At 69.3% G+C, this 9,244-nt stretch carries 7 protein-coding genes; 1 reads left to right on the top strand and 6 read right to left on the bottom strand.

Annotation, left to right across the window (positions count from 1 at the left end):
- Nucleotides 1–216, top strand: a 216-nt coding sequence (locus ABZ738_RS29260) for a methionine adenosyltransferase domain-containing protein (RefSeq protein WP_357218460.1), incomplete at its 5' end; no start/stop codon positions are given.
- A 165-nt stretch (nucleotides 217–381) separates the two neighbouring features.
- Here the strand turns inward: ABZ738_RS29260 and ABZ738_RS29255 are convergent.
- The 6 genes from ABZ738_RS29255 to ABZ738_RS29230 form a co-directional block, all read right to left on the bottom strand.
- Nucleotides 382–3,558: a hypothetical protein gene (locus ABZ738_RS29255; protein WP_357218457.1), complete on the bottom strand. Its 3,177-nt coding sequence runs from the start codon at nucleotides 3,556–3,558 to the stop codon at nucleotides 382–384.
- Between the two features lie 163 nt (nucleotides 3,559–3,721).
- Nucleotides 3,722–4,822 carry a hypothetical protein gene (locus ABZ738_RS29250; RefSeq protein WP_357218454.1) on the bottom strand — a complete coding sequence of 367 codons (1,101 nt, stop codon included), beginning with the start codon at nucleotides 4,820–4,822 and terminating at the stop codon, nucleotides 3,722–3,724.
- Nucleotides 4,823–5,095: 273 nt separating this feature from the next.
- Nucleotides 5,096–6,805, bottom strand: coding sequence for a bifunctional 3'-5' exonuclease/DNA polymerase (locus ABZ738_RS29245; RefSeq protein WP_357218473.1), 1,710 nt, complete (start codon nucleotides 6,803–6,805; stop codon nucleotides 5,096–5,098).
- A gap of 20 nt (nucleotides 6,806–6,825) precedes the next feature.
- On the bottom strand, nucleotides 6,826–7,227 hold the full coding sequence (locus tag ABZ738_RS29240; RefSeq protein ID WP_131055517.1) for a VOC family protein: 402 nt from the start codon (nucleotides 7,225–7,227) through the stop codon (nucleotides 6,826–6,828).
- A gap of 99 nt (nucleotides 7,228–7,326) precedes the next feature.
- Nucleotides 7,327–8,289: a carbohydrate ABC transporter permease gene (locus ABZ738_RS29235; RefSeq protein ID WP_131055515.1), complete on the bottom strand. Its 963-nt coding sequence runs from the start codon at nucleotides 8,287–8,289 to the stop codon at nucleotides 7,327–7,329.
- 13 nt (nucleotides 8,290–8,302) lie between these two features.
- A complete protein-coding gene (locus ABZ738_RS29230; RefSeq protein WP_131055513.1) occupies nucleotides 8,303–9,244 on the bottom strand; it encodes a sugar ABC transporter permease in 942 nt (313 codons plus the stop codon).

Here is a 9,244-nt window from a genome sequence, read left to right as displayed (position 1 = left end):
ACGTTCGGTACGGAGACGGTGTCGGTGGCGTCGATCGAGCGGGCGGTGTCGGAGGTGTTCGATCTGCGTCCGGCGGCGATCATTCGGGATCTGCACCTGTTGCGGCCGATCTATGGGCAGACGGCGGCGTATGGGCATTTCGGTCGGGAGTTGCCGGATCTGACGTGGGAGAACACGGACCGGGCCGCCGACCTCAAGTCGGCCGCAGGAGCCTGACGACAAACACGAGAGGCCGGTCCCGGTCCCGGCGGCTGCCAGAGCCGCCGGGACCGGGACCGACGCCGTCCGGGTTACCCGGAGGTCGCCGGCCGCACCCGACACCCGAGCGTCCGTACCGGACAGTCGGGGCGATGCGGCCGGTGACCTGGTGATCTGAGGTTGTCAGTGCACGTTGGTGTTGGTGGCGCGGGTCGAGTCGACGAGCGCCTTCACCTTCGGCAGCCCTTCGACGTGGCTGCCCGCCTCGATCCGGGCCGACCAGTGGTCGTACCGGCCGCTGAGCTGCTCGGAGCGCAAGCTGGCAGCGCTGACGATGCAGGCGCTGATCGGATCCCGAGGTTTGCCCTCCACCTCGACCTGCTCACAGTCCACGCCGTAGCGCACCATTTCGTGCTGCGGTCGGAAGTCGAACTTGTCGTTGGCGCAGGGATCCCAGCCTTCCTGGACGCAGCCGGCGTAGTTCGCCAGGGCAAGCTGGAAGGTCTTGCCGAAGTGCAGGTTGTGCGACTGGTCGACGTCGGTGCGCGGCGCAGCCCAGTCGCCGGGCAGGCCGTGTTCGCCGAACAGAAGCGCATTCAGGGCGTCGTCGCGCTCCAGCGCGGAAGCCCAGCCCAACTCCGAGTACGCCTGGAGCAGCCGGATCGCGGTGGTCACCTCCTGGCCCCTCTCCCACAGCAGCCGGGCGTTGTCCCACTTGAATTCGACGGGCCGGTTCACCCCACTTCCGTTCACCATCACGGTGTAGAAGTACTTCTGCCGGCCGGCCAACATGGCGGCGGCCTTGTTGTACGCGGTCTGGGCCACCGCGCCGATCGGCGGGACCGGCGCCGACTCGAAGGCCGTCCGGTAGCTGGCGTTCCAGCGTTCGTCGAGGAAGTACTTCTCGTCGTGGCAGTAGCCGCTCGGCTCGTTGTTCACCACCCGCATGGAGCAGAAGACCCCCACCGGGAAGACCTGGGTCGCCGTCTGGGCGTCCTGCCACTCACCGCCGTGCCAGCGGACCCGCGACCGGACGGTGATCTGCAGGTCGCCGCTGCTGGTCTGCAGCCGTGGCGTCTGGTTCTCCACGACGTTGACGAACTGCGCCTCGAAACAGGTCGCGAACTGCGGCCGCTTGTCGGTCGGCAGCCCGTGGTCGGCCAGGTGGAAGGGATTGGGCAGGGTGGAGCGCCGCAGGGTGGCCGGTATGGCACGGTTGCCGAGGTAGCCGGAGCAGGCGGGCATCGTGGAGGCCTCCGGAATCTTGGCCTCGATCGCCTGGTCTGGTTTGCCCCACAGGTCGTACTCGGGCATCGGGACGCCGACGCCGTTCCACATCACCGCTCCCCGGATGCCGTCGGCCTGCTTGGCCCAGCCCTCCATGGCGGTGCGATAGTTGCCGACCAGTTCGGTGAACAGCTTGTTGGTACCGCCGCCCTCGCCCGGGGCACTGAACTGGCGGACCTGCTTGTTGATCTCGTCACCGGTGGTCGCGATCTCCGCCGCCCGATAGGCGAGGATCTGGCCCGCGAACTCCGGGTTCTGCAACTGCAGGATGTTGTAGGTGCGAGCCGCGGTGCCCCAGGCCGCCGGATTGGCCACCCGCGGGTTGGAATAGGGCAGATGGAACTCCTTGGCCGCCCACGTGGTCAGGTAGTTGATGGACGCCTCGGGCAGGTTCGTGTTGAGTACGGTGACCGGGTCGTCCAGGCTGGTTCCCTCGGGCACCGTGAAGGTGCCCGGGCTCATTGCCGTCGACGTGGCGAAGTCGAAGGTGGGTGCCTCCGCTTTCTCGTGGTAGTCGGAGTAACTTGCCATCGGTCGGCCGGTGATGGCCTCGTAGTGCACGTAGGTGTTGATCACCTTGTTCAGGTCACTCTTCGCGATTCCCTCGAGTGCAACGTGGATCGCCAGCGCCATCGAGTCCATCTTGCGCTCGATCGTCTGCAACTGGGTCGCGATCTCGCCGATCTTGGCCCTGACCTCCGCGACCGACTTCGACAGGTCTCCGAGCAGACCGACGAGGTCGCCGTACATGACGTTGAGCGCCGTCTCGATCCGGTCGAAGCGCTGGTCCATCCCCTTTGCCAGTTGGTCGATCCGGAGATGGAGCTTCTGGATCTCCGCCAGGATCATGGCGTGGGGGTCATCGTCCACCCCGGTGAAGAGCTTCACCAGGCTCATTCCCGCACCGAGCAGGTTCCCGGTCATCACCGCGGTACCCATCACACTCGCGGCCGTGCCCAGTCCCGCATTGAGCACCGTAGTCATGTACGTGTTGATCGCACTGACCGAGGTGACCATCGCATCGCCGACGATCTTCAGCTGACCGCCGAACTTCTCGTCGGTGAAGCCCATCAGGGTGGAGAGGATGCTGACCGACTTGCCAAGCCCCTCGAACAGGATCTTGTTGCTGTCGGTCTTCTGCTTCTCGGCGTTGCGGGTAGCCTCGTCCGGGCTGTTGCCGTGGATGAGGTAGGTCGTCGAGTAGTGGATCACCTCCGTGGTCCGGGTGTTCGCATTCTGGTCCAGCACCTGGAGCACCCGGGTGGCCTGCTGCTGCACGAACGACCGGTAGTTGTCCTTGTCACCGCGGGCCGCCTTGATCTGGGCCAGCGGCACGTAGTGACCGATCGTGCCGGGGTTGCTCGGCTGCGGCGGGTGGATCTGGATGGCGAGCAGGGCGGCCTCACTGGCCCGCACGCTGGTTCCGGTCCGGGCCGCGAACGCCGCGTCCCACCCGGTCGCCAGCGCCGCGTCGGTGGTGGCCGTCCGTCGCAGGGCGGCGAAGGTGGCGTCGGTGGCCCCTCGGATGTGCGCGTTCCATGCCGCATCCTGGAATCCGCCCCGCACCAGGTTCAGCGCGTCCTTGACCACATTGGCGCCCTGGACACCGACCGTGCTGGTCAGGATCTCGCGCAGATGCGGCCCGTTGAGTACCGGCGCGTCGCCGCCCTGCTCGTCCTTGTCCTTGACTCCGATCCCCGCTGCCACCGCCGACATCAGGGCGAAGCGGGACTTCGAGTCGCCGTCGCCGTCTGGCACCGCCTTGTCGGCCCGGTTCCGGGTGAGCGCCACATGCGCCGCGATCTGCTCGCTACTGGCGGAGGGGTTGACCCGCCGCCAGTCCAGCAGCTCGGCGGTGAGCACCGCGTTCTTGACGCCCGCCGTGTCCGGGCCGGTCAGCTGTACCGCCGCGCTGAAGAGCGCAGCGTGTGCCGCCGCGTCGTCGAACTCCACCGAGTCGTCGGCCTGGGCCGGCACCTGCGCGCCGGTCGCCACCATCACCCCGGCCAGGACGGCGGCCCAGCCACGCCACCACCTGCCTACGCCGGGTCGCGTTCTGATCCCAGATCTCATTCCTGTACGCACCACAGCTCCCTCACGGGGCAGGCCACACGCCTACGTCCCGCCGCTGACCGTCCCCCGCCCAGCGTCCCGAGGGACAGGGACAGGCATCCCTGTGTCCGGGACAGGCATCCCGGCACCGGGCTGAACCCGTGCCTGACCTGCGCGGTCTGACCTAGGACCGTCGACCGGCCAGCCGAAGACGGCGCTTGACGCCACCAGCGGCTCGCGCCTTCAGGCGCGACAGCATCTCGTCGGCCTGGCCCTCGGCCCGCCGACCGAGAGAATCGGCATGCCCGAGCATCGCGACGATCGTCTCGATCGCCACGTCGAGCAACTGCCCGTCGTCCAACTCGTCGGGACTGACCGTCCGCTCCATCTCGGTGGGCCGCAACTCGTCCAGATCACCGACCACCGTGCACGGATAGTCCCGGATCTCCGCGATCTGCTGCTCGGCGAGGTCGCACACCCACGCAGCCCGGTCCAGGCCGACACCGAACCGCAGGTCGTTGGCGCGCTCCTTGAGCACCGCGTCGACCAGGTGCCGCTGCACCACCTTCTGGTACGGCGTCCGCAGCGGATGTCTGTCCCCCAGCGCCTGGTTGACCCGGCGCAGCAACTCGCTCTCCGCAGCACCCAGGGAGGGATTCGAGGTCGGTGCGGTCAGCTCGCACAGGCCGTCCGGGATGCCCAGCACCCCGGCGAAACGGTGCCAGAGCAGGTCTCGCGGGGCACCGGGCGGCGGCACGACCACCAGGTGCCGCTGCGCTGCCGGCACCAGGTCCCCCCAGCGGCGCAGCATCCGGGGCGCGGTGTAGTTGTCCCAGAAGGTGTCGAAGCGGCCCGCCTCGACGGCCCGCAGGAAACCGTCGAAGCGCCAGGTGCTGCGCGCCCGGATGCTCTGCTGCCAGGTCGACGGGAAGGTCCGCCACAGGTCCCGCCCGGTCGCGATCACGTGCACCTCGGCGGGTTGCAGGCTCTCGATCGCCCGGGCCGCCTGCGCACTGGTCGCCGCACCCAGCCCCTCGTTGCTGATGATCACGTCGCCGGACCACCGGCGCGCCTTCTCGGCCAGCCGGTCCCACGTCCAGTACACCCCGGCGTCACGCCAGTGCGCCGCACGCAGATCCGCCATCGCCTGGTCGTGCGCCACCGCGCTGCCCGGCAGCAGGATCCCGGCCTTGCGCAACACGTTCTGGTTGCTCCAGAGCACGTTCTGCACGAAGGTGCTGCCCGTCTTCGGGGCACCGATGTGCACATAGACGCGTCTGGCCATTCCGCCTCCCCGGCATCGCCACCTCCCCGACCGGAGTGGTCAAGTTGGAGGCACCAGGGTGGCACACCGAACGCGTGGAAGAAACCGCAGGTCAGACACGGTCAACCGGCTCATTTGCACAATGCCCGGCAGCCGAAATCAGGGTGAACTCTGCGCGACGCGACCCGCGCCGACGAGCACGGCGAGCCCGGGAAGCCGCCCCGTCCACGCGTCACGCCCACCATCGACGCCGACCGGACGTCGACGGCCTCACCCCGGCCCGCCGCGCGCCGCTCACGCCGCGTCGGCGTAACACTCCACCACCGACAGGTCCAACGGGAACCGCACCGCGGTCTCGCCGAACAACAGCGCGGTGGCCCGCCGCCCGGCCCGGTCGACCGCTTCGGCGACCCGCTCGGCCTGCGCGGCCGGGCAGTGCACGATCACCTCGTCGTGCTGGAAGAAGACCAACTCGGCCTCGGTGCCGGCCAACTCGCCCCGCAGCACCGCGAGCAGCGTCGAGGCCCACTCGGCGGCGGTGGCCTGGATGACGAAGTTGCGGGTGAACCTCCCCCGGGACCGGGCCGCCCGGGCCCGGGGCGACTGCGGGTCACCGGCCGCATCCGGGTCGGACGGCCCGTCGTCACCCGCGCCGAACCCGGCCGTCCCCGGCGGACAGGTACGCCCCAACCACGACCGCACCAGCCCACCCGCCTCACCGGTGCGGGCCGCCGCCTCGACATGACCGAACGCGGTCGGGTAGTTGCGCCGCAGCACCGCCAGGGCCGGCACCGCCGCACCACCGGTCTGCCCGTACATCGCCCCCAGCAGGGCGAGCTTGGCCCGACCCCGGTCACCACCGAACGCGTCCCGGGCCAGCGCGGCGTACAGGTCACCGGTGGCACCCGCCGCCGCCAGCCGGGTGTCGCCGGAGACCGCCGCCAGCACCCGAGGCTCCAACTGCCCCGCGTCGGCCACCACGAACCGCCACCCCGGGTCGGCCACCACCGCACGACGGATCACCTTCGGGATCTGCAACGCGCCACCACCACGGGTCGCCCACCGGCCCGACACCACTCCACCGGGAACGTACTCCGGCTGGAACCGCCCCTCGCGGACCCACGCGTCCCGCCAGGCCCGCCCGTGCGCCGTCCAGATCCGATAGAGCTCCTTGTACTCCAGCACCAGCGGCACCGCCGGATGGTCCACTCCCCGCAGCACCCAGGCCCGCGTGTTCGGCAGCTCCACCCCGGCCCGCGCGAACGCCCGCAGCAGTTCCGCCGGGCTGTCCGCGTGCACCTGCCGTACGCCGAACGCCTCGGCGATCCGCGTCGCCAACTCGGCCAGTCGGCGGGGCGGCCCGCCCACCGGTGACGGCTCCCCGAGCAGCTCGGTCAGGATCGCGTCGTGCACGTCAGCGCGCCAGGGCAGGCCAGCCGCACCCATCTCGGGCCCGATCAGCGCACCGGCCGACTCGGCCGCCACCAACAGCCGGAACCGCCCCGGTGCCCCGGTCGCCGCGATCCGGTCGAGTTGATGGGCGTACACCCCGGTCAACGCCGTGATGCCCGGACCCGGCGGCCCGGCCACGGCGTCGAAGAGCGCGCCCTGCCCACCGCCCGGCGGGGCGGCCACGCGCGGCGGCGGATCGGCCGGCACCGGCGCTCCGGTCAACCGCGCCCACGCCGCCGCCAACGCGCGGGGCTCACCGAAGCGGCCGGCGTAGCCGAGCAGCAACGCCTCGGTCAGCTCCACGTCGTGGCAGCGAGCGACGCGGACACCGGCCCGCAGCAGCGCCGGATAAAGGGTGGTGCCGCAGGCCCAGACCCAGCGCGGCGAGTCGGCCCGCTCCCGGGCGGCCACCGCGGCGGCCAGGTCGGCGGTCGGCTCCGGCTGCCCCACGGCGGCGCCCGCCGGGTCGAGGGGTTGCAGCACTCCCCCGCCCCGCTCGTCGGGCACCACCGCCACCAGCACGAACAGCATTCTTCCGCCCGGGTACGACACCCCCGCGGGCAGGAGCAGAGTCAGTCGGCGTTCGACCACGAGCGGTGGGACAGCACGAGGCGGTAGCCGTCCGGATCCTCGACGGTGATCCCCCACCGGTCCCAGTAGGCGCCCTGGGAGACCCGGCGACCACCGGCGGATTCGAGTCGGGGGACGAGCTTCTCGTCGGGAGCTTCGCCGAGGTAGATCACGAGCAGGTCCTCGGGGCTCGGTGTCGGTCGGACCGCCAGGTGCGGGCCGCCGACCAGTTCCAGGTGCCAGGAGGCTTCCGGCCAGCCCAGCATGATCAGGTCGTGCTCGCCGGGACCGCCCTGCCCTCGCCAGAGCACGTGCAGGCCGAGCCCGTCGCGATAGAAGTGCTCCGCGACCGCGAGGTCACGGGACGGTCGGGCGATCCGGATGCTGGCGGCGGGGTCGATCACGGTTGCTCCCTCGGTAGACCGAGCGAGAATCGTGCAACCTCAACCGACGTCGAGGTCAAGTCCGCCCCCGACCGGTGGGCCGGGGGCGGACGGTGTGCGCTACTTGCTGACGCCGGCGGTGAGGCCGGACTGCACCTGGCGCTGGAAGACGATATAGACGATGAGCACCGGCAGCATCGCCATCGTCACCCCGGCGAACAGGCCGGACCAGTCGGAGCGGTAGCCCTGGTTGACCGACAGCTCGATCAGCCCCTGGGAGATGACCTGGTTCTTCGGCTCGCCGGCCACCGACTGCATGAGCAGGGTCGGCAGGTACCACTGGTTCCACTGGCCGAGCACGTTGAAGATGCCGATGCTGATCAGGCCGGGCTTGGCCATCGGCAGCATCACGCTGAAGAAGAGCCGGCTGTGCGAGGCCCCGTCGACCATGCCCGCCTCCGCGATCGCGTTGGGCAGCGTCCGGAAGAACGAGTGCATGAAGAAGACGGTGAACGCCAGCGACCACGCCACGTAGACCAGGATCAGCATCAGGTGCTTGTTCGGGCCGAGGAACGGCAGCGCCACACCGGTGTTGTAGACGCCCTTGAACAGCGGCACCGCGGCGAGGTAGATCGGCAGGGTCAGACCGGACAGGAACATGTAGTAGATCAGCCGGTTGCCGGGGAACTCGTAGCGGGCGAGCACGTAGGCGGCCATCGAGCCGAGCAGCATGGTGAGGAAGACGCTGCCGGTCAACACCAGCACGGTGTTGAGGAAGAACTCGCCGATGTGCCCCTCGGTCCAGGCCCTACCGAAGTTGTGCCACTGCAACTGCTCCGGGATGAGCGACAGCGGCTTGCGGATCACCTCCGAGTCGGTCTTGAGCGCCGACATCACCACCCACAGCAGCGGGTAGAACACCATGATCGCCCAGACGGCGAGGAACAGGTGCGAGAAGCCGTTGAAGAACCGTGCCCCGGCACGACCGCCACCGACGGCGGCGCGTTCGGCCGGCGTACGTCCCGGCGGCGGGGCCTGGTCGGGCCCGGCCTGGCCACCCGGGGTGTGGGTCACCGTGCTCATCGTCCAGGTCTCCTCAGTACTCGATCCGCTCACGACGGGTGATCCGGAGCTGGAGCGCGGCCAGCAGGATCGTGAAGATCGCCAGCGCCACGCCCATGGCGCAGGCGTAGCCGAACTGGCCCTTCTGGAAGGCGGTGAAGTTCAGCACCGACGCGAAGATCTCGCTGGCGTGGTTGGGTCCGCCCTGGCTGGGCGTCATCACGAAGACCAGGGCGTACATGTCCAGGGCGATGAAGCCCAGGTAGACCCAGGCCACCGAGACGGTGTCCCGCAGCAGCGGCAGGGTGATCCGGAAGAAGGTGTGGAAGCGTCCCGCGCCGTCGAGGATGGCCGCCTCGTAGACGTCCTTCGGGATCGACTGCATGGCCGCCGAGAACAGCACCATGTAGAAACCGGCGCCGCTCCAGACCGCGATCAGCAACAACCACCACAACACCGCCGGTACGCCGAGGAAGGGCTCCGGGTCGTACATGAAGGTGATCGGGTCTTCTTCGCTGACCAGCCCGATCTTCATCAGGAGGCCGTTGATCAGGCCCTGGCTGTCGGCGCGGTAGATCTGCTGCCACATCACCGCGATGACGACCAGGGAGAGCACCTGCGGGAAGAAGAAGATCACCTTGTAGAACCCGGAGCCGAAGACGCCCCGGATGCCGGCCTTGTCCTCGCGTCCGCCCACGTTGAGCAGGAACGCGAGGAACAGGGCCAGCGCGATGGTGAACAGCGGCACGGTGATCAGGAAGAAGACGTTGTGCCAGAACGCCTTCCTGATCAGCTCGTCGGAGAACAACCGGATGTAGTTGTCCAGCCCGACGAACTGCTGCCTGTCGGAGTAGCCTCCCCAGTCGGTCAGCGAGTACCCGGCGGCCTGCAGGAAGGGCCACACCACGTAGAAGACGTAGAGGCCGACCGGCAGTGCCAGGAAACCCGTGACGAAACGGCCAACACCGTGCCGCAT

Origin of the sequence: Micromonospora sp. NPDC047793, from assembly GCF_040642635.1 — a bacterium.
GTDB lineage: Bacteria > Actinomycetota > Actinomycetes > Mycobacteriales > Micromonosporaceae > Micromonospora.
This window is presented reverse-complemented; position numbering and strand designations above follow the sequence as displayed.